Source organism: Sorangium sp. So ce362 (genome assembly GCF_051519845.1).
Taxonomy (GTDB): domain Bacteria; phylum Myxococcota_A; class Polyangia; order Polyangiales; family Polyangiaceae; genus Sorangium.
Genome location: NZ_CP150332.1, coordinates 6,669,452 through 6,690,065 on the forward strand (window position 1 = coordinate 6,669,452; position 20,614 = coordinate 6,690,065).

At 71.3% G+C, this 20,614-nt stretch carries 12 protein-coding genes and 1 pseudogene; 3 read left to right on the top strand and 10 right to left on the bottom strand.

The annotated features are described in order from the left end of the window. The first annotated feature begins 64 nt into the window (after positions 1 to 64). On the top strand, positions 65 to 1,933 hold the full coding sequence (locus WMF17_RS25360; protein ID WP_437595724.1) for a hypothetical protein: 1,869 nt from the start codon (positions 65 to 67) through the stop codon (positions 1,931 to 1,933). Positions 1,934 to 1,952: 19 nt separating this feature from the next. Here WMF17_RS25360 and WMF17_RS25365 read toward each other — a convergent pair whose 3' ends face one another. The 3 genes from WMF17_RS25365 to WMF17_RS25375 all read right to left on the bottom strand — a co-directional run bounded on the left by WMF17_RS25365 (position 1,953) and on the right by WMF17_RS25375 (position 8,278). Next, complete coding sequence (locus WMF17_RS25365) at positions 1,953 to 5,213, bottom strand: protein kinase domain-containing protein (RefSeq protein ID WP_437643691.1); 3,261 nt, start codon at positions 5,211 to 5,213, stop codon at positions 1,953 to 1,955. Between the two features lie 57 nt (positions 5,214 to 5,270). Beyond that, positions 5,271 to 6,815 carry an ISKra4 family transposase gene (locus tag WMF17_RS25370; protein WP_437643636.1) on the bottom strand — a complete coding sequence of 515 codons (1,545 nt, stop codon included), beginning with the start codon at positions 6,813 to 6,815 and terminating at the stop codon, positions 5,271 to 5,273. 812 nt (positions 6,816 to 7,627) lie between these two features. Continuing rightward, entirely contained in the window at positions 7,628 to 8,278 is a 651-nt protein-coding gene (locus WMF17_RS25375) for a glutathione S-transferase N-terminal domain-containing protein (RefSeq protein ID WP_437643693.1), read from the bottom strand. 963 nt (positions 8,279 to 9,241) lie between these two features. Here WMF17_RS25375 and WMF17_RS25380 point away from each other — a divergent pair. Beyond that, positions 9,242 to 9,466, top strand: a pseudogene (locus WMF17_RS25380) (hypothetical protein); the annotation flags it as partial. A 17-nt stretch (positions 9,467 to 9,483) separates the two neighbouring features. On the opposite strand, the gene WMF17_RS25385 reads toward WMF17_RS25380, so the two are convergent. The 7 genes from WMF17_RS25385 to WMF17_RS25415 form a co-directional block, all read right to left on the bottom strand. Then, positions 9,484 to 10,743 carry a hypothetical protein gene (locus WMF17_RS25385; RefSeq protein WP_437643695.1) on the bottom strand — a complete coding sequence of 420 codons (1,260 nt, stop codon included), beginning with the start codon at positions 10,741 to 10,743 and terminating at the stop codon, positions 9,484 to 9,486. A gap of 20 nt (positions 10,744 to 10,763) precedes the next feature. Continuing rightward, positions 10,764 to 11,156: a DUF4150 domain-containing protein gene (locus WMF17_RS25390; RefSeq protein ID WP_437476167.1), complete on the bottom strand. Its 393-nt coding sequence runs from the start codon at positions 11,154 to 11,156 to the stop codon at positions 10,764 to 10,766. A gap of 51 nt (positions 11,157 to 11,207) precedes the next feature. Beyond that, positions 11,208 to 11,927, bottom strand: coding sequence for a DUF3540 domain-containing protein (locus WMF17_RS25395; protein ID WP_437643697.1), 720 nt, complete (start codon positions 11,925 to 11,927; stop codon positions 11,208 to 11,210). A gap of 109 nt (positions 11,928 to 12,036) precedes the next feature. Then, on the bottom strand, positions 12,037 to 13,110 hold the full coding sequence (locus tag WMF17_RS25400; protein ID WP_437643699.1) for a pentapeptide repeat-containing protein: 1,074 nt from the start codon (positions 13,108 to 13,110) through the stop codon (positions 12,037 to 12,039). Continuing rightward, on the bottom strand, positions 13,107 to 15,779 hold the full coding sequence (locus WMF17_RS25405; protein ID WP_437643701.1) for a DUF2169 family type VI secretion system accessory protein: 2,673 nt from the start codon (positions 15,777 to 15,779) through the stop codon (positions 13,107 to 13,109). The genes WMF17_RS25400 and WMF17_RS25405 overlap by 4 nt, the downstream gene beginning before the upstream one ends. 6 nt (positions 15,780 to 15,785) lie before the next feature. After that, a complete protein-coding gene (locus WMF17_RS25410; RefSeq protein WP_437595732.1) occupies positions 15,786 to 18,221 on the bottom strand; it encodes a type VI secretion system Vgr family protein in 2,436 nt (811 codons plus the stop codon). Positions 18,222 to 18,530: 309 nt separating this feature from the next. Continuing rightward, positions 18,531 to 19,322: an N-formylglutamate amidohydrolase gene (locus tag WMF17_RS25415; protein ID WP_437643703.1), complete on the bottom strand. Its 792-nt coding sequence runs from the start codon at positions 19,320 to 19,322 to the stop codon at positions 18,531 to 18,533. An 89-nt stretch (positions 19,323 to 19,411) separates the two neighbouring features. On the opposite strand from WMF17_RS25415, the gene WMF17_RS25420 reads away from it, so the two are divergent. Then, on the top strand, positions 19,412 to 20,560 hold the full coding sequence (locus WMF17_RS25420; RefSeq protein WP_437643705.1) for a hypothetical protein: 1,149 nt from the start codon (positions 19,412 to 19,414) through the stop codon (positions 20,558 to 20,560). Positions 20,561 to 20,614 lie beyond the last annotated feature (54 nt).

The window sequence follows — 20,614 nt, forward strand, 5'->3', positions numbered from 1 at the left end:
GCAGACCGAGAGCCCGGAGGGGCGTTCGACGGGGGCGGGCATGGGTCTTGTAAGGGCGCTGGGCATGAGCTTTCGACGCACCCTTGCCGCGCTCGCCCTCGTGCCCGCCTTCGTCACCATGGGGTGTACGGCCGGAAACATGATGGAAGACGAAGTTACCGCCTCGACGCGGCAGGCCCTGAGGGGCCCGGCTTTCGAGATGCCACAGAATGGGCTCGACCCCAGAGCGCTCCCCCGGAACGCCTCGCTGCTGGAGGCGCTGAGATACCACAAGCTCGATACCCAGGGGCTCGACGCGATCCTGTCGGCGAACCCTCACATGGCCGAGCGATTCATCGACGCAGCCGCTGGCAACGCGAACGAGCTCATGGAGGTGATCGTGTCGTGCGCGCTCGGTCCCGATGAGCAAGTGAAGGCCACGATCCACGCCGAGACATTCATCTGGCGGGGCAAGCTCGGCCTTTGCGGCAAGGAGTCCCCGCTGGGTAGCTGGGGGGATCTACCCACGAAAGAGTGCCTCGAGGTGGTCTCGAGCTGTGTCCTTGCGCGGCTGAACGCCCTGGATAGGCAGGTCCCCATCTCGATCCGCGGCCAGGATGCGAGCCTCTTCGTGCTCCGGGACAAGGTTCGGGTGGAGCGCGAGCTCCGCGACCGGGCGCCGATCGCGAGCTTCGAGGCATGCACGCCCTACCACACCGAAGGCGAGAACAGGCGCGACTGCGGCTGGCAGGCGGCCTACGTGGGCAGGTGCGAGCCCAAGGCCTCGGTGACATTGCAGCGCGAGCGCTGGTCCGTGGTTCAGCCCATGGTGCGCGTGTGCAGAGGCATTCACGGTTGCAATCATGATCAACCGGACGTCGCGAGCTCCCGGGATCTGCCTGGTTATGCGGGCTTCGTGGCAGACTTCGCCGAGGAAGAGGAGATCTCGTTCCCTTGCCCGCCTGGCGACCTGTTCAGCGTCATGCTCGCGTCGCCGGACCCCAAGGAGCAGTTGCCGCCGGAGCTCGACGTGGTCCCCTCTCCCGGCACCCCTGCCAAATATCCCGCCAGGGAGGAGGACGTCTTCACGTATCGCGAGGGCTCGTTCTTCGGCGACATCTTCAATGGGCCGAAGAATAGATACGCATGCTACAGCGACATCTGGAGCGCCGGGAAGGCACACCTCGCCGACCGACTCTGCGGAGGCCCCAGTGACGAGGATTGTCTCCTGCAGGAGCCCTTGCCTTGTCGAGCCGCGCCAAGCAGCGACGAGCGCACGGCGCCTGCTTACACGCAGCTCTGCTTCGGTGAAAGCAAGGCCCCCAGCTCGGCGTACCTCGACTGCGAAGGGGAGCAACGTGTCCGTCGTCCGTGGCAGCACGGGATCACCGTCTTTCTCAGCGACCCTTGCGCCCTCTCCAGCGACATCAAGGGCTGCTTGCTGGCGAACAAGTGTATCCACAGCGAATGCACCACGGGGGCCGCGCTCGACGATGGATGCAGCCCCGTCGTGACGAGCATCTGCGCCGCGGATGCCTACTGCTGCAACGCCGCCTGGGACAGCATTTGCGTCACCGAGGTAAAGACCGTGGCGAAGAGCGCGCAGTGCGTCGAAGGCACCTGCGGCCACACGCTCTCCACCGCAGGCGATGAGCTCACCCCCGGCTGCGACGTGCCGTCCCTCTCCTCGCCCGGTTGCGTGGCCAGGATCTGCAAGACAGATCCCTACTGCTGCAGCATCGCCTGGGACAGCATTTGCGTTGACGAATTTCAGCGCGAGTGCGCGCTCACCGAGTGTTCCCACGACGAATGCACGACCGGCGCAGCGCTCTTCGGCGACTGTAGCTCGCTCGCGATGAGCATCTGCAGCGTGGATCCCTTCTGCTGCACCACCGCCTGGGACAGCGTCTGCGTCAGGGAAGTCCAGACCGTGGGCGGCCAAGCCTGCGACTGAGCCACGAGCAAAGCTCCGCTCACCGCGCCGGCGCCTCGACAAGCCGCCGCATCTCCGCCACCGCGGGCACCGTCTCATCCGCCACCGACCACGCGTCCAGCACCTGCTGCGCGAGCTCCCGCGCCCGGTCGCCTTCCCCCCGCCGCGCCGCGCGGCGCGCGGCGCGCACCACCGCGAGGCTCGCCCCGTTGAGCTCCGAGGAGCGATCGGCGAGCGCCGCCTCCAGCCGCGCGACGAGCTCGCTCTCCCCCGTGCGCTCGAACGTCTCCACCATCGGCTCGGCGAGCACCTCGACGAACGGCCCCGGCGTCCTGAGCAGAGGCCGGAACGCTCGCGCCGCGCCCGCAAAATCTCGCTTCGCATAGCGCTCGGCGCCCTCGGTGAAGGCGTCCGCGTCCGGGAGGGCGCTGTACGACAGGCGCTGTCGGAGCTCCCGGAATCGGGTGAAGCAGCGGCGGGATACCGCGGGCGAGGCGTGCGCGCAGATTGCAGGGAGCCGGAGCGGGACGTCGAGGTATGCGCCGTCGAGCGGCGGAGGCTCGGGATCGAGGAATCGCTCCACGAGGAGATCGGCGATCTCCTGCGCGCGGCCGAGGACGAGCGCGATCTGCAGCGCGCGCCAGGCAATCTCGAGGCGCTGCACGCGCAGCCATCCGGCGTCGTCCGCCGCGACGACCATGGCGCGTCTGGCACGCTCGAGCGCGGCGCCGAATCGCGCCTCGCTCGCCTCGAACCGCACGAGGAGCAGGTCGCTCGCCACGCGGTGGACGGGATACCCCCCCGTCGCGAGCGCGACCGCGATGCCCCGCGCCTCCTCGTGCGCGCCGGAGGCGAGCAGCTTGTCCGCGAGGGTGCCGGCCACGGACGTGTCGAGCGGCGAGAGGACATAGGCGCGCCGGGCAGCCGCGAGCGCAATGGCCCTGTCGCCCGGGCGCTTCGCCTGAAACAGCCAGCCATAGCTGTTCCAGGGCACCCAGGCCTGCATCGCGCGCAGCGTCGCCCCTGCGCTCGTGGTGCCATACGTCACCGAGAGGAGCTGGAGCCAGGGCGCGCAGCCCTCACCGATCGGGTTCCTCGGCTCCGCCTGGACCGCGAGCAGGGCCATCTCCGCGGCCCGCTTCGGGTCGGGCGACTGAAGGAGGCACGAGAGGGTCGTGGCGAGCGTCGAGCGCCCGAGCGGCGTGGCCTCGCGCGCGAAGCGGCCCTCGAGCTCGGCGATCGTGGCCGGATCGTCCTTGCGCAGGGCGACGTGCTCGACGCGGCCACGCGCGGCGAGCTCGCCCGAGGAGGCAGGCTCGCCGCGCGGAGGCAGCTCCACCTCCGGCAGCGGAAGGCCGAGCGTGTAGGCGCAATGGCGGCCCTCGGCGCGCCCCAGCTCCGCGAGATCGGCGCTCCTCGCCGCGACGCGGGAGCACTCGTCCGGGAGCCCACCCGCGTTGTTGCTCATGGCCGCGGCGAGGTCGAACAGCACGAGGGCGCCGCCGATGTCGCGCGCGCGCGAGAACTCCGCCATGGTGGGATCGAGAGAAGGCGCCACCGGGAGCGCTCCCCGCTCGGCGAGAGGATTCATCGCGTCCCGCACGGCTTCGTAGAGGGCACGCCCGGCGCCCACGGAGCGGTCGATCTCGGCCCCGTCGGGGCCGCGGAGGGTGACCGTGATGCGGAAGCCGGAGCCCTCCCGGACGACCTCGCCGTCGACGTAGGCGGCCGCTCGCCGGTGCGCTTCCTCGACCGCTCTGGCGCGTGCTCCGGGGGCGGCGTAGGGATCCTCGGGGAACCGGTCCACGGGCTGCGCCGGGAGCGCCAGGAGCTCGGCGGGGATGAGCGTCCGCCCGGAGGCCCCCCCCAGCGCGAAGCGCGCTCGTTCGCAGAAGAGGGACGCCGCGGCAGCGCCCAACCACCCCGCAGGCGCGTCGACGCCCGACGCATCGAAGGGCGGGCACGCCAGCACCGAAGACGGCGAATGCAGGGGCGAGACGGGAGCGGGCACGGCCGAGGCGGAAGGAGGCACGGCTCGTGCGGACATCTGCCGATAGAGGACCGATGCGCCGGCGACCGCGACGAGCGCACCGCCCGCCAGAGCCAGCAGCCCGATTCCCGCCCTTCGAGGTCGACCGGGCGGCGACGACGCGCGCAGCGATGGCACCGGGTCTTCAGGCGCCGCCTCTCCTCCCGCGCCGACGGGAGCTGAAGACTCGATCTCCGACACCGAACGTGTCGTCGTCGAGCCCTCGGGGAACGCCGACTCGGTCTCTTCCGACGCGGTCCCCGTGGCTCCGGGTCGCGCCCCGCCCTCCTCGTGGACGCCGCCCCCTTCCGCGGCCGCCACCGTCTCCGCAACGGATCCCTCCACGCTGCCGGGGGCCGGACGAGGCAGGTCGAGGGGAGCCACGTCGGCGATCCCGAGCGCGTCGCCGAGCGCGCGCACCGCCGCGGTCGCCGTGGCGAATCGCCGGTCCGGATCGACGGCGGTCGCCTGCGCGAACCATGCATCGAAGCCGCCGGGCAGGAAGACGCCTCTCATGGCCGCGCGCGCGCTCGCCGGCTCCACCGGGCCGTACGCCGCGCTGAGCGCGAAGGCGACGAGGTTGTCTTCTTCCTTTTTTTCATCGACCCAGTACGCCTCGCCGACGAGGAACGTATAGGCCATCATCCCGAGCGCGTAGATGTCCGTCGCCGCCGAGACGCGCCGGCCCCGGAACTGCTCGGGCGCCATGTAGAGCGGCGTCCCCACGGTCTGGGTCGCGCCTCCGCCGGCGGTGCTCTCGGCGATGATTTTTGCCACGCCGAAATCGAGGATCTTGATGCGCCGCTCGCCGTCCGCGCGCACGCTGAGAAAGACGTTTGCCGGCTTGAGGTCGCGATGGACGATCCCCGCCCGGTGCGTCTTGTCGAGCGCGAGCGCCATCTGGTGCAGGCACGCGAGCGTCTCCTCGGGCGAGAACCGCCCCACGCGCCGCAGACATCGGCCGAGCTCCTCACCGCGGAGCAGCTCCATGACGAGGAACGGCACCCCGGTGGCGTCGTCGACCCCGGCGTCGAAGACCTCCACGATGAACGGACTCTCGATGTGCGCGGTCACCCGCGCCTCGATCTCGAACCGCCTGCGGAGCTCGGGGCGCTCGATGATATGGGAGAGCATCACCTTGAGCGCCCACCGGCGATCGGTCCCGAGGTGACGCGCCTCGTACACCGCGCCCATGGCGCCGGCGGCGAGGCGGCGAACCAGCCGATAACGGCCGGCGAAGATTGTCCCCTCGACCACCTCGATGGATACCACGCGAGCCCTCGTGGAGAAGGATATGGGTGCGGCTCTTCTGGAACGAGGGCGTTTTGCTCATTTCACCCGGCGCAGTTTGGGTCGAGGCGGCGGCAGCGGTGAGGGGACATCGCCTCCTGCATAACGTGCACGGTGCGTTCGGTCATGCTCCTGCTGCAGGTGGAACGCCCAGTAGGCTTCGAAGTCGCCGCTCGAGCGCAGCGAGCGGAGGCGCAGCACCGCCTCTGCGCCTTGGAGCGACCAGCGAGCCCCGGTGCGGTCCATGCGATCCTTGACGAGATGGCGGCATGCGCCCTCGATCACCCCCGTGGCGATGGGCAGCCCCGCTGCGAGCGCGCGATCGTAGTGCAAGAGCGTCCGATGCTTCACGAGGTAGCCGATGCAGGTATCGAGCGTCACCGCTGTCCCCATGTCCACCACGCGGCTGCTGGCATGGCGCCGGATGGTGCTGGCAATGGCTCCGGCCGTGCGCCCCGCGAGCAGCTCGTGCAGCCGGCACGTCACCCACTGCTCGACCTCCTTGGTCCCGTCGGCGAAGAAGCAGTGCGCGGCCTTCCAGAGATATTCAAGCACGTGGATGATATCGAGGACTATTGTGATCTCGACGCATGCCTTCTTCGCGGCGCGCTTGACCAGGGTGATCTGGTCCTTGTTGCCGTCGACCAGCACCACCCACCGCCGAAGGCGTTCCGGATCGCGACGCAGGCCTTCAGCAAACGCCGCCGAGATCACCTCTCGCGATGACTTCTCCACGCTCGCCCAGACCCGTTTGTTCACCGGCCGCGGCCGTTGCGCGGCGACGTCATGCACAGGGCGCAAGTCGTTCACGATGTCGTCAGGCGTGCGGACCCAGGGGTCTATCGTGTAGAGGGTGGCGACCTCGGCCATTCGCTTCCGGTTGCGCTTCTCGCCCTTGGCGAGGCGCTTCGTGAGCTTGTGTTTCCCCGCTTCCGCAGCCTTCCGCGTCGCAGGTCGGAGGTCTTCGCGCCGCATCGCGATCCCCTTGCCGTCGAAGCTGAGTACCAGCAGCGCCTGAGTGTCCTCGACTTCGACGGCGCGGGTGGAGTAGAACGCATCGAAGTCCTGCGCGGCGCGCTCCGCGAGCTCCTCCACCTGGCGCTTCGGCACCGCGGCGCCGGTCGATTTTCTCAATCCCTCAACGACCTCATCGAACGAGCTGCGGGCGGCGCTCTCGGCGACGTAGCGACGGACGCTGTGCGAGTAGAGCTCGTCCGGGAGGCTCAGCGCCGCATCCATCGGATGAAGACCGGGGACGCCCGGCGCCTGATAGGCCGCGCGTGGCACATCGACCTCTCCGACGACCGACATGAGCGCTCTGCTGCTGAGACGTCGATGCTTGCGCTGAACGCCGTCCGCGCCCTTGACCTCCACGGGCCTTTCGCGCTCGGCCCGAAGCTCGAGGTGGGCCTGGAGGAGCCGCCGCTGGTACTCGCGCCCCTCGTCGACGACGAACCCCTCCAGCTCGGCATGCGTGCTCTCCATCGACTCGGATGACCGAAGATGCTTCTCCATGGCTTCTGCCTGCTCCCGGGCGCTCTCGAAAGGGTCCTGACCTGCTGCAACGGCGTACGCGGCGCTCACGACCAAGTCCTCCTGCCGGTCCAACCTGCCTGTCGGGACCGGCCTCTTGCAGAGGCCATGGATACGTCAGATTCGTGGAATTTCAACGCGTTGCATTTTCGCGCCCGGAATTATCACCTGTGGCGAAGTATACGATCGTCAATCCGTCGAATGTGGCCTCGCCCGCGCCCGGATTCTTTCACCTCTCGCGGCCGAACCTGGGCTGCGGCTTCGCGCTTGGGCCGGCGGATAAGTGCACGGCATCAACGTCGCAGGGGGGCCAAGTCCACCGGCTACGTCGACGGGCGTCTGCGTCGATGTGATAGGGGCGCGGTCCCAGGGACCGCGCCTTCGGCGCAACACCATGAAAGCGCACGGACTTTTGTCGTCGCCAAGGATCTACACCCGAAGGATATACCTTGGCGCTCCAGCCACGGTCCACGTTTTCACGCCGCGATGTCCCCTCCGTTCACCGTCCGCAGGCCTCACAGGATGACTGCGCCTCAGCGACTCTCGCGGCTACGCGCAGGCGGCGGCCCCGACGGCTGCCAGCAGGGCACGACGAGTCGGATGGTCCGGCGTACCCATCGATCTATCGCGATCCGTAAACGGCACAGCCCGACGCGCGAGGCGCTGCTCGCCGCGACCGTCGAGGAGCACCTGCCCGCGCTCGCTGGACACCGCGGACTACGCGGGCGATCCGGCGCCTGCCGCCGGCCGAGACGGCGCCACGGCGTCTGCGGGCAGCGGCGCTCAGCGCCCGGGCGCGCTCAGGCCGCGCTGGCGTCAGGGCTCACCGGCGCGGAGCGACACCGCGCTCCGGCCGGGCGGGCTCACGGCGCGTCGAACCGGTACGTGGTCGCCTGGGCCGCGGCGCGCTGGCCGAACTCGCCGCAGAAGGCCGTCAAAGCGCGATAGCCGCTCGTCGGCAGCATCTTCCGGAACTCGAGGTGCGTGACGAGACAGAACGTGCAGACCTCCAGGTAGCTGAGGTCGCGATCCTGGGACAGCCCCGCGCGCGCCGCCTGGAGGTTGTCGTCGAGCCAGGCCAGCATGTTGAGCAGGCTCTTCTGCAGCTTCGTGAGCTGCGCGTCGTCCTCCGGCGTCCCCGCGAGCTGGCCCATGATCAGCGTGACCTCGGTGGCCATGGCCTGCACGACGAGCTCCTGCGCGTTCGCGGTCAGCGCCTCGGTGAGGTGCTCGGGCCAGACCACGCGCCGCTGCACCGGCGCCCGACGCACGAGCTCTCGGCAGATGTTGAGCGAGCCGAGCCACGTGGTCGCCCCCGTCCGCAGGATCGGCAGGCGCAGCGCGGGATTGCCCGCGTAGTCCGCGGTGTCCAGCGAGCGCAGGTCGGGTACGACCTCGAAGGCGCAGGCGACCCCGAGCTCGGCGGCGAAGATGCGCGTGACGCGCGTGAAATGGGAGCTCGAGCGACCGACGAGCGTGGGAACACGGCCAGGATCATGCGCGGGCTCGGTCACCCGCACGGACTACCACATGCGCCAGCCCGGGGGCCAGACGGTCACCGGGGCGGCCGGCGCGGCCGATCGGCCGGCCCTGCTGCTCCCGCCCATCACGGGACAGGCCCGATCAGAGGCAGATCCCGAGCTCGGGGTAGCCGAAATCGGTGCAGAGCCCGCCGCTCGAGCAGGGCGTCCCGAGGCCGGAAAGCTGAAGCGCTATCCGAAACCGAGCGCAGCGTGGCAGCCGTCCCATCGTACAGCCACGCTGCACACGTTGGTGGGTCGATGACCGCCATGCAATCCGCTGTCGTGAGAAAGCGGCGCCTTATCGAGACTCACTCACGAATCGAGCTCAGGCCGCTCGCGACGCAGAGCGAACGAGACATGTCCGACAGAGGCTGGCCCGGGATCTTGCCTGGGAACGGCCCCAGGAGAAAAAAAAACCCGCCAAGGCGCCAAGAACGCCAGGAGAGGAGAGTATTTTTCCGGCGTCCTTGCCAGCTCGTCCCATTTCGGCGTGCGGGAAACGCTGCCCGCTGCACACGGAACCAGGAACGAGGGAGCGCAACTCGACAGATATTTCCAACACCTCATCTTCATGCGGAGACCTCTCCGGATAAACGACAACATCGCCTGTGCGCGCACCATAGCGGGAGACCGCGGCCAACATCGAGATCCAGCGTCGTTATTGCATTGCAGTGATACCATCGCATGAAACGCTCAGCTCGCCCGTCATCACGCATCGCATCGTGAGCGCCAGCGCGCTTTTTAAGATGTTCATGAATCGATCGCGCGGCGAACGTCGCGCGACCATGACCATGAAGAGGTACCTTGCTTTACTTTAACACTCCGCTTCGACTGGTCTTGTGCCTGGCCATCGGCACCTCGGCGACGGCCTGCAACCGGTTCAACATCGATCCCGTGGGTCCCTGGCGCCGGCGACACGGACGATAGCGACGCCGCCACCCCGCGGCCGCGACCTGGCGCGCGCGGACGGGACGACGCCCGGTGTCGGGCGGCTTCGACGAGGAGGCCGCGTTCAAGAGGTTCAACCCCGCGTTCATGGATCTGCTCGGGCGGCACGCCGAGCTCGATGACCCGGAGATGCAGGCCTTCACCGACCTCATCCTCCAGGTCACCTATCCGCCCAACCCGATCCGGAGCCTCGATAGCTCGCTCACCCCCTCCCAGGAGAGCGGGCGCGACGCGGGCGACGCCGGCGTTCAGCGCGATTGCAGGAAGTACCTGCGCGCCGCCTCGCAGAGCTCCGGCCAGCGCTGGGCGAGCGCGGGATCGGCGGCGAGGCGGGTTGCCCAGAAGGCGTCGAGCGCGGCGCGCGCGGCTGGAGAGGGAACGCCGTAACGCGCGTGCGTGCTCTCGACGTAGGCGGGGTACAGCTCGCACGCGACGACGAGGCCGGCGTACTGGTTGAGCGTGAGCGGGGGCGTCGAGCGCGCGCTGAGCGGGTCGCCGGTGCTCGCAGGCGCCGGCGCGGAGGGAGGCGGGGCGCTCGGCAGGGGGGCCGGCTGAGCGCCCGGGATGGCCGAGGGCGGGGCGCTCGGCGCGGCGGCCGGAAAGGCGCTCGGGCCGGCCACGACCGGGGGGCGCTCGAGAGGGAGCGACGGCGCCGCGGGGCCGTGGTGCGCCGCCGCCGGGGGGATCTCGTGCGGCGGTGCTCCGTTGTGGCCCGCGACGGGCTGAAAAGGAAGGGCCGCGTCAAAGCGCGCGACGGCCGACCGCGGGCGCTCCTCGGAAGCCACCGGGATGAAGGGCAGCGCCGAGTCGACGAGCCTCCCCATCTCGGGGAGCGTCTTGCTGGCGGGCCTGGTCTCCTCGTCCCACACGGGAGGCCCCGCTCGGGAAGACGGCGGCTCCGTCCGGGGAGCGGACGCCGCCACCGGCACGGGCTCGGGCACAGGCACGGCCATCGGCGCGGGCGCGGCCAAGGGCGCGGACACGGCCATCGGCGCGGGCGCGAACATGGCGATCGGCGCGGACACGGCCGTCGGCGCGGCCACGAAGGGCAAGCCCGCGCCCGGCCGAGAGAGCGGCCCCGACGCCTCGACCAGCGCCGGCGCGCCCGTCGCGGCAGCATCAACGGCTGCCGCTGCGGCTGCCTCCGCCTCGCGCCACGCCGCGGCCCGCTTCGCCTCCGACAGCCGCTCGTCGAGCACGCGATGCACGCCCTGGAGCGCGCCCAGCGCCTCGGCGCTCTCGCCCTCCGGGCCGAGGACGCGGCCGATCGCCAGGAGCATCTCGCGCGCGGCGCGCAGCGCCGGCTCGTCCACCGCGCGGCCCGGCAGGTGCCGCCTGGCGAAGGCCGACAGGTCGCCGTCCTCGCAGCGGGCCAGGTCCGCGAGCCGGACCGCCACGCGGCGCCGCTCCGGATCGAGGCTGCTGCCCCGCAGCGGGCGCATCGCCTCGTCGAGCCGAACGAGCGCCTCGGCGAGCGGGCTCCTCTCGGGCGTGGTCGCCTCCATCACGGGTCCAGGGCGCGCGCCGCTCACGGGGAGAGCACGATGACCGTGGTGATGCTCGGCACGATCGCCATGCCGACCGCGTTCGTGCTGTTTTGCAGCGAGATGCTCGTCAGGCGCGTCATCGGCGCGCAGCCGACGATCACCGTGAAGGCCGCGGTCACGTTGCGCGACGGGCCCATCACCATCCCGGACGCGACGCCGAGCGCGACGCCCGGGTTGTCCCCCATCGTGAGCGGCGCGACGGTCAGCATGTTGTGCGCCGGCGCGCACGTGACGAGCACGTTCGGCACGAACATCACGCTCATCGGATGCAGCGAGATGTTCGGGTACGGGATCGGCACCGGGGCCGGCGTCGGGGTCAGGCACACGTCGGGGAACGCCAGGCACATCCCCCCTGCGGTCGTCTTCGCGAGCATCGATTCACCCCTCGTCCTTGCCGGCGTCCGCGGCGCCGCGCGGCACGCCCTTCAGCCGATCTTCACCTGCTCGCCGTCGAGCTTCGCGAGCGTCCGCGCGGCGACGATCGTGTTCTCCCCGCGGACGGCCGCGAGGCCCTCCGCGCGCAGATCGAAGATGCCCGCGCGCACCTGATCGAGCGCCTCGATGAAGCGGAACGCCTTCTTCGCGCGCTGCACGAGGCGGTCGGCGCGCACCTCCATGCGCTCGGCGACGACCACCGCCTGCTGGAGGTGCGCCTCGAGCGAGCGGCCGACGAGCCCGAGCTCCTCGATCGCGGCCGCCGCCGCCTGCGCGCGGATCTGGAGCTTGCCCGTGAACAGACCCACCTCCCGGGCCGCGGCGATCTCGATCTGATCGCCCGCGCCGAGCCCGAGGCGCCCCGTCGCCTGCACCTTCAGGTCGCCCTCGGCCACGATCCGCGTCGTCGCGCCGGCCTCGCCCTCGAGCACCGCGAGGACGAACACCTGGTCGCCGTCCGCCACGCAGAGCACGCGATCCCCCGCGTCCGGCGCGACGAGGCAGCTCTTCGCGCGCCGCGCGACGACGAGGCCGCCGCCGAGCTCGACAAGGAGCCCCGACGCCGTGCCCCGGACGACGCCCGTCTCGAGCGACGGCGCGCGCCGCGGCGACGCCTCCAGCGACGGCAGATCCACCGCGGCCAGGAGATCGTCCTGCGCGCTGTCGTCGTGTGCCACCGTCAGGGGCTCGCGGGCCGCCGTGCTCTGCATCTCGGGTCTCCTCGGCCTGGCTCCGCCCGTTCGGGACGTGCGCGCAGCATCGCTACTTTCGGGGAGTTTTCGGACAGAAGCAACGGCATCCTCGCGCTTCACCGAAGCTTCACGGGCGCTGGGCGTCGCGCTCGCCGCCGCGCTTCGGCTTCCAGTCCTCGAGCGCGGCGAGCTTCTCGTCGTCGCCGAGCCACCCTGCCCCGGCCGGCAGCCGCGCGCCGTCGCGGCGGGCGCGGTGCAGCTTCGCGCGGAACATCCCTGCCTGCGTGAAGTCCGCGCCCGAGAGATCGCAGTGCGAGAGGTCGGCGTACGCGAGCTTCGCGCCGACGAAGCGCGCGCCGGGGCACGAGGCGAAGGCGAGGTACGCCTCGACGAGCTCCGCGCCCGAGAAATCGGCCTCCGCGAGCGCGGCCCGCTCGAAGATCGCCTGCTGGAGCCTCGCCCGCGAGAACCGCGCCCGCGCCGCCTTCGCCTCGCCGAAGAGCGCCTGCGTCAGGACCGCGTCGCTGAAGTCGCAGCCCGAGACGTCGGCCCCGGTGAAATTGCACTGCGTCGCGTCACAGCCCGCGAAGCTCGATCCCGCGACGCTGCCGCGCATGAACTGCGTGCGGAAGAGCTTCGTCCCCTGGAACGCCCGCGCGCCGAGCTCGGACTCGAGCAGCGTCGTGAGCGTCAGGTTCGCGCCGTCGAGCAGCGCGGTGCGCAGGTCGAGCTTGTACATCGTCGCCTTCTCGAGGTTCGCGCGCGAGAAATTCGCGCCGTCGGCCGTGATCTCGATGAGGTTCGACCGGTCGAGGTTCGCCCCCTCGAGCGAGGCGCGCGTGAACGAGCACTTCGCCCAGTTCGCGACCTGCGCCTCCGCGCCCGACAGCGTCGCGCCCTCGAACGTCGTCTCGACGAAGCTCGCGCCGATGAGCCTCGACCCCGACAGCCCCGCCCCGTCGAGGCAGCTCTGGACGAAGCTCGTCAGGTGCAGGTCCGCGCCCGTCATGTCCGCGCCCGACAGATCGCACTCGGAGAACGTCGACTCCTTGATGAGCGCGCCCCGCATCGCGCGCGGCATGCGCACGCGATCGAACACCGCGCCCGAGAGATCCGCGCCCGTCAGGTCGAGCCCGGAGAGGTCCGCGGCCTGGATGGCCTCGCCGTGGCGGATCTTGTCGAGCACCTCGTCGCGGTTCATGTCGCGCCTCCAGCGGCCGGCGCGCCCTGCCGGTCGAACCGGGTGAAGTCGACCGCCGCCTCGGCGAAGGTCGTCCGGCCGTCCCCGCGCGCGCGGCTGAAATCGGCGCGGCAGAGCTGGGCGCCGGTGAAATCCGCCCCTGCGAGGCGCGATTTCGAGAGGATCGCCTCGGTCAGGTTGCACCCGCGGAGCGAGGCGCGGTCCAGGATCGTCCGGATCAGGAGGGCGCTCTTCAGGACGGCGCGGTCGAAGATCGCGCCCGTCGCGTCCGCCTCGGAGAGATCGGTCATCGTCATCTGGGCGCGATCGAAGCGCGCGCCGCGCAGGTCCGTCGTCCGGAAGCAGGTCTTCTCGAGCACGGCGTCGCGGAAGTCGGCCTCGGGCAGGCCGCTCTTGTAGATGGCGACCCCCTCGGAGAAGCGCGCCCCCACGAAGCGCGCCCGCGCCCCCGTGCAGCTCATCAGCGTCGCCTTGTGCAGCCGGGCGCCCGAGAGGTCCGCGCCGTCGAGCGAGCACTCGAGCAGCATCGCCCGCTCGAGGTTCGCCCCGGTGAGGTTCGCCCCGGCGAAGCTCGCCTGGAGGAACGTGCAGACCGCGAGGTCCGCGCCGGAGAGATCCACGCCCTCCCAGCTCACCTGCAGGACGTCGGCGCGCTCGAGCCGCGCGCGCTGGAGCCGCGCCCCGGCGAGCTTCGCGCCCATGAGCACGGCCTCGGTCAGATCGGCGTCGTCGAGCACGGCGCGCTCGAGGTTCGCCTTGCCCAGGTTCGCGCCCCGGAGCCGCGCGCCCGTGAGGTTCGCCCCCGTGAGGTCGGCCTTCGCGAGCACCGCGCCCTCGAGCACCGCGCCGGAGAGGTCGCAGCCGCGCAGGTCGGCCCCCTCGAGCAACGCGCGCGCGAAGCTCATCCCCCGCAGGTCGACCCCGCGCAGGTCGGCGCCGGTGAGATCGCGATCGTCGAGCGGCTCGCGCGCGTCGCGCGCCGCCTCGATGACGACGCGCGCCATCAGGGCGGCCTCGGCGGTCATCGGCAGGGCCGCCGGCGTGAGGTGCGCCGAGCCGCGGTAGCCCTCGCGCGCCGCCTGCTCCAGGCGGACCAGCTGCTCGTGGAACGCCGGATCCGCGAGCATCGCCTCGAGCTCTTCGTTGGGCACGCCGCCGCGGCGCCCCGCCTCGGCCAGCTCGGCGTACTGCTGGAGCTGCGCCTGGGCCGAGAACTTCGGCGGGCCGCCGGGGGGCTCCCCCTCGGCCTCGGCGCGCCGGAGCGTCTCCTCGGACACCCCCATGTCCGCGGCCCGCGCCCGCATGCGCGCCTCGGCCTCGTCCTTCGTGCGGGCGGCCTTCACCTCTTCCTCCTCGAACTTTCGCGACGCGTCGTCCAGGTACACGACCAGCGCGTCGAGGTCGTCGACGGGCGGAGGCGCCTCCTCCTCGGGCAGCGGCGCGTCGAGGCCGTAGCGCGCCGGATCGGCGCCGTCGGCCAGGAGCTCCTCGCGGCGGCGCTCGCGGTCCCGCTCCGCGCCGCGCCGCAGGTTCTTCGCGGCCAGGTTCTCGCTCTTGATCCACTGCATCATGTCGAGCCCGGCGATGTTCGCCGCGACGCCCGACGCGCGCGGCGGCATGAGATCGCTGTCGCTGAGCCCCGCGATCGCGCCCCGGTCCTTGTCGAGCCGCCGGGCGAGCGCCTCGCGGTAGTGCTCGATCGGCCGGGGGCGGCCGATCTCCTCGCAGGCCACGACGAGGTCGATGATCTCCGCCGCGTCGTCGTCGACCACCGGCATCGAGCCGTGGAAGATCACGACGCCGAGGTTGGCCGAGGGGAGGAGCCACACCGTGTCGCAGCGGACCGGGAGCTCCACGAACGTCTCCCCGCTCGCGTCGCGGCGGGTGACGAGCACGCGCGCGCAGAGGCCGGGGAGCGCGCCCTCGATGCGCGGGCGCGCCGGGTGCATGTTCTCCACGAGGAACGCCTCGTCGCCCCGGAACGGCTCGGCGCTCCACTGATCGCTCGGCGCGACGTTGAAGAACGACGGATCGACGTCGGGCGGCAGGCCGGGCGCCCACTTCTCGGCGTAGTCCCCGCCGTACGTCCCCGCGCGGCCGCGGCGCTGGGCGAAGCTCACGTCCATCGGGAGGAAGGACGCCGGGCCCGGCCGGTCGGACGGCGAGCGGATCAGCGCGCCGTAGTGCTCCACGTTCGGGAGCGGCCGGACGCGCTGCCCGCCGCGCTCGACCTCCTCGATCCCCTTGCCGTAGGGGTTCGCCGGGTCCTTCGGCCCGCCGAGGGCGCGCGCCCAGTCGATGGGCATGTCCGAGAACGGCTCCGGCTCGGTGAAGCCGCGGCCGGTCCAGTGCCGGTCGCCCAGCACGGCCAGGCGCTTGTCGATGGATCCGAGCCGCGCGCGCACGAACGACGCGGCGACGCGGCGGCCCTCCGGGGCGTGGCACCGGCCCGCGACGAGCAGCTCGCCGCGCGCCTTGGCGATGCCGTCGTCGAGCGCGATGTTGCCGAGCTCCGCCATCGCGGCCGGCCAGAAGGTCATCTCGTCGACGACCGCGCGCGGCGCGTCGAGCGGGAACGCGACCATGGCGCCCACGTGGAACCGGAGGCGACGCGCGACCTCGACGACGCGCGTGAGCGCCGGGACCTTGAGGGGTTTAACGACTCGCATCCGCGCTCACAGCTTCGTCACGGCGATCTGGTGCGCGAGGACCGCCCCGATGATCGCGCCAATCGCCTGCTGCTTCACGTAGGCGCCGACCTGCTTCAGCTTCACGCCGACGGCCTTCTTGTCCATCCCGACATAGTCGAGCTTGATCCCCACGAACTCGAGCTTGAGCCCGTACAGCGTCTGGTACAGCGCGGCGTGGTCGGTCTTGAGGACGCCGCTCGCGCCCTTGTAGACGTAGAGCTCGTGCTTGTTCGGCGTGATGTCGAACGTCATCCCGAGCACCTCCCACTTCAGGTCGGTGGCCGTGATCTTCGCCTTGGGCGCCTTGATCAGGAAGCTCGTGTCGCTCTCCAGGTCGACGTTCCCGCCGAAGTGGCCCTTCCAGGTGGTGGCGACCTCCGTCTTCCAGCTCTTGTAGTCGTCGAAGTTCTCGGCCGTGACCTTGTGCTTCCACGGTCCGGTCACCGTCGACGAGCCCCCCGGCTCGATCGTCTGCGTGAGCTCGCCGTGGACGTCGTGCTTCATCCCGCCGCTCGTGATGGTCAGCTCCATCCCGTCGGTGATCGTCTGCTTCATGCCCCCGGCTTCGACCGTGTCCACGCGGCCCGTCTTGATCGTGGTCGTGCGCGTCGCGTAGTACGTCTCCTCCGCCGCGCCGGTGACCTGGAGCGTGTAGAGCCCCCCGACGCCCGCCCAGAGGTTGCACACCACCATGCTGAACTTGTTGCCGCCGACGTTCTCCCAGGAGTCGCCGCCGATCCAGGACCCGCCGTCGCCCCCCGTCGTCTCGAGGTAGCTGAACGTGACGCTGACGGTGCTGCTGCCCGCGATCGCCGGGTCGGCGTTCTCGGGGGACAGGAACGTGCCGACCTGCGTCTCGCCGTCGCCCGTGTAGACCGAGGAGTGGCCGCCGCTCGGCGTGCCCATGTAGATGCCGGTGCGGTTGTTCGGCGTGTGGAGGAAGATGAACTCCTTGCCCTGCTCGTCCTCGAGCACGAGCTGGTTGCCGGCGCCGGTCCGGATGATGTTCTGGCTGTGGTTGCGCTCCGCGACGACGCTCGGCCGGTGCGCGTTGGGCACGACCCCGGCGATGAACGGCCGGTCCGGGTCGCCGCCGAGGAAGGCGATCATCACCTCGGTGCCCTTGCGCAGCGGGAAGTGGAAGCCCTCCGTGGTCCCGCCGTGGGGCTGCATCATGCGCACCCGCGTCGAGACGCGCGCGTCGGGCAGCCCGCTCGTGTCGAACTCGAAGCGCACGAGGTAGCGGCCGTCGGCGTCGATCTGGGCGTACTGGCTGTCGGCGGCGCCGCAGACGATGGCGTTCTCGAACCCGTAGATGCGCGGCCACGGCGTCGTCTGCGGCGCGCGGAACTGCGCGTCGGCCGGGATCGCGAGCAGCTTCATGCCGTAGACGTCCTTGCCCGAGAGCCGCGTCAGCCGCGCGATCTCGGGCGTGATCCCGGCGATCGACGCGGTGTGGTGCACCTCCAGCGCGAGCCACTGGTCGCCGACGTCGGCCGGCTGGTCCTCCAGCGAGAACCGGTACCCGGCGCGCGGGCCGAGCATGTCGCCGCTGCCGCGCAGGGTCACCTCGCGGCAGCCGATCGACTGCGCGCGCACCTGCGCGAGGCGCTCGGCGTCGCTCTGCAGGAAGACGCGGTAGCCGTACTCGCGGATCGCGCCCAGCCCCTTCGCGGTGATGCTGCTCTCGCCCTTCACCGACGCGGACGGGTTCGCGTAGTTGTAGTCGGCGATGGTGACGCTCTTCGGGAGCCACTGCACGTCCTGCTCGAGGTGGTGCAGGCCCGGCGGCGCGGTCACGTCGTCGCCGAAGAGGGGGATGTAGCGCACCGTGCCGCCGCCCGGGAAATCGTCGTGCAGCCCGCGGTCGTCCACGATGACGAGCACCTCGCTCGAGCCGTCCTCGGGGTGCTCGAAGAAGTAATAGAGCCCCTCGCGCTCGAGCCACCGGTGGAAGAACGCGAGGTGCGTCTCGCGGTACTGCGCGACGAACTCCTCGTTCGGGTAGTCGCCCTCGTCGATCGAGAAGCGGAACTCGCTTGTCGCGAGCCCGCCGCTCTGGAGCGTCGACGAGAGGAACTCCTTCACGGGCTGGTTCGTGAAGACGTGGCTGCGCCAGAAGTGGCGCAGGAGCCAGAGCTTCGGCACGAGCAGCGCCTGGTAGAGCGCCCGGTCCGCGTTCTGGTGCAGGAGGCGCACGCTCGCGATGACCCCGTGCAGGACGAAGGGGTCGTTCTCCTCGCCGCGGCCCGCGCGCACGGTCGCGCGCTCGCCCACCGCCTTGCGCACGTCGGTGTTCGCGGGGACGGAGAAGAAGAGCTCGAACTCGTACGGCTGCGAGACGTGCTCGGTGCCCCGGAAACCGATGAAAGCGACGCTGGCGAGCGCCGAGCACGAGAGCGTGAGACCGTCGTGGCGCATCAAGAGCCTCCCCATCCCAAGCCTGGGTGTTGAGGGCGGAATCTCGGTGCGTCGCGCCGCGGCGTCAACGCTCGCCTGCTCCCGGGCGGCGCAACGGAACAGCGGATCCAGCGGTGGGACGAGCGCGCACCTGTACGCGTCTGGCGCCGGGCAGCGCAGCCTCGCGGGCGTGCACGCACCGCGAGATCGTGCCGAACTTTCGCTCGAAGACGGATTTTTGCAGCATCATCGTACCGCGTTATCGCGCGACAGTGGATTCATGCAGCGTCATCGCACGAACGCGGCCTTGCGCGGCAGCCTCGCGCCGTGTCATCGCGCGGCGGCCGTGAGCGCGGCCACGGCGCTGCGCGTGAAGTCCCGGAGGCGCGCGACGTCCTCGGGGCGAGGGGCAAGCGAGCGCGCGTCGCAGTAGAGCCGGCGGGCGATCTCGATCTGGAGCGCGTGCACCCCCTCGTCGCGGCGCGCGTGCCGCTCGACCGCGTGGCCGCCGGGGAACGGGTCGTCCAGCGCGAGCGAGAGGCCGTGCGCGCGCGCGACCGCGGCGACCGCGTCGCGCGCCCACGCGGCCGCGCTGGCGCCGCCCCGGGTCCCGAGCACGACGTCGGCCACGCCCGGGAACATGACGTCGGGATAGCTGTGCGCCGAGACCAGGATCGCGACCCCATGACGCGCGCGCGCGCCGGCGAGGCGCGCGGCGATCTCCGCGTGGTACGGCTCGAGCACCTCGCGCACGCGGCGCTCGACCTCGGCGCGGGGCGGCGGGCTCTCGAGCCACTGCTCGCCGCTCGCGGACCGCCGCCGCACCTCCCGCAGCCCGTAGGGGAGCTTGTCCTCGTAGGGCGTGGGCACGCGCGGGGACGTGTTGAGGTCGATGACGAAGCGGCTCAGCGTCGCGACGACGAGCGCGGCGCCCTCGAGCGCGACGTCGCCGAAGAGCGCGTCCGCCGCGATGTCCGCGTCGGCCACGAGGGCGCGCTCCGGCACGCGGGTGAAGCGCGCCGCGAGCTCGTCCACGACGAGGCCCGCGTGCGGGACCTCGACGACGACCGGCCCCGGCGTGGCGGGCTCGTGGACGCGGAAGGGAGACGGCGGCGCGGACATCGTTCCTCCGGAGGGTGGGCGCGGCCCGGGCCCCGGGCAACACCGGGTTTTTCGCACGGGCGCCCCGGTTTGCGCTCTCATGGCCGGCCATGGACCACCCGACGTGGCTGCTCGCGAGCCGCTACCACCTCGACACCTGGCTGTCGTTGCTCCTCGTGTACGTCGTCGCGACGGCCGGCCTGCTCGCCCTCGCCGCCAAGGCGCTCCGGGCGTCGGTCCGGGAGCGCCGCGCCGCCGCGCAGGCCGATGCCTCGTTCAACCCCGGCGTCGCGCTCGCGCCCGGCGAGGCCGTCGTCAAGGGCACCGTCGAGCGGGAGCAAGGCGCGGACGTGGCCGTGCGCGTCGAGGTCGAGCAGGAGGGGTCCGAGACCGAGAGCTCCGGGGTCTGGAGCCACGAGTGGTCCGAGACCGACCGCAAGGTCCGGGTCCACCCCTTCTACCTTCGCCACGCCTCCGGCGCCCGCATCCGCGTCGAGCCGGGCGAGGACGTGCAGCTCGTCGACGCGCTCGACGGCATGATCCTCGTCAATCGCCAGAGGCGCGTTCGCGTGGCCGAGCTCGTGCCCGACGAGCAGGTCTTCGCGGTCGGCGAGCTCCGGCGCGCGCCGGATCCCGAGGCGCCGACCCAGGGGTACCGCGGCGTGGCGCAGGGATACGTGCTCGTGCCCCCGCCCTGGCGGCCCATGCTCCTCTCGTCCGAGCCGCTCGGACAGCGGTTCGCGCGCAGGGCCGCGTTCCACCTGCGGTGGGCCGTCGTGGCCGCCGTCGCGGCGCTCGCGTTCAACGCCGCGTTCGCGCCCTTCCACGCGCGCCTCTGGCTGGGGGAGACGGTCGACGTCGGCGTGACGGATCTCAAGAAACGCGAGCGCGGCGACGACGAGACCCACTTCGAGGTCTCGATGCGGACCGCCGACGGCGTCGCCCTCTCGGACGAGGCGTCCCACACCGACTTCGTCCGGCTCCGCGGGGTGCAGCGGATCAAGGCGCGCTACGTCCCGTCGTGGCCCTCCGCCAGCACGCTCGGCCCCGACGTGACGGTGCATTCCGCCGCCTTCGTCGCCGTGCCGCTCCTCGGCGCCCTCGCGCTCGCGTACGTCCTCCGCGCGCACTCGTCGCGGCCCTGGTACGACAAGAAGCTCGTCGAGCAGGGGAGCGGCAAGCTGCCCGACAGCGAGCTTGCCGCGCAGAAGCCCCCGAAGCGCCCGGAAGGTCGCCGCCGGGAGACCTCCTCGGGATAGGCGCGCCTCGTCGCGGCGCCTCGTGAGCCGATGCGACGACCGGAGCGCATTGCA

Bases quoted from the DNA above. Each gene is read 5' to 3' on its own strand.
- WMF17_RS25360 (WP_437595724.1), top strand. From the start codon at position 65: ATGAGCTTTCGACGCACCCTTGCCGCGCTCGCCCTCGTGCCCGCCTTC.
- WMF17_RS25390 (WP_437476167.1), bottom strand. From the start codon at position 11,156: ATGCTCGCGAAGACGACCGCAGGGGGGATGTGCCTGGCGTTCCCCGAC.
- WMF17_RS25395 (WP_437643697.1), bottom strand. From the start codon at position 11,927: ATGCAGAGCACGGCGGCCCGCGAGCCCCTGACGGTGGCACACGACGAC.
- WMF17_RS25400 (WP_437643699.1), bottom strand. From the start codon at position 13,110: ATGAACCGCGACGAGGTGCTCGACAAGATCCGCCACGGCGAGGCCATC.
- WMF17_RS25405 (WP_437643701.1), bottom strand. From the start codon at position 15,779: ATGCGAGTCGTTAAACCCCTCAAGGTCCCGGCGCTCACGCGCGTCGTC.
- WMF17_RS25410 (WP_437595732.1), bottom strand. From the start codon at position 18,221: ATGCGCCACGACGGTCTCACGCTCTCGTGCTCGGCGCTCGCCAGCGTC.
- WMF17_RS25415 (WP_437643703.1), bottom strand. From the start codon at position 19,322: ATGTCCGCGCCGCCGTCTCCCTTCCGCGTCCACGAGCCCGCCACGCCG.
- WMF17_RS25420 (WP_437643705.1), top strand. From the start codon at position 19,412: ATGGACCACCCGACGTGGCTGCTCGCGAGCCGCTACCACCTCGACACC.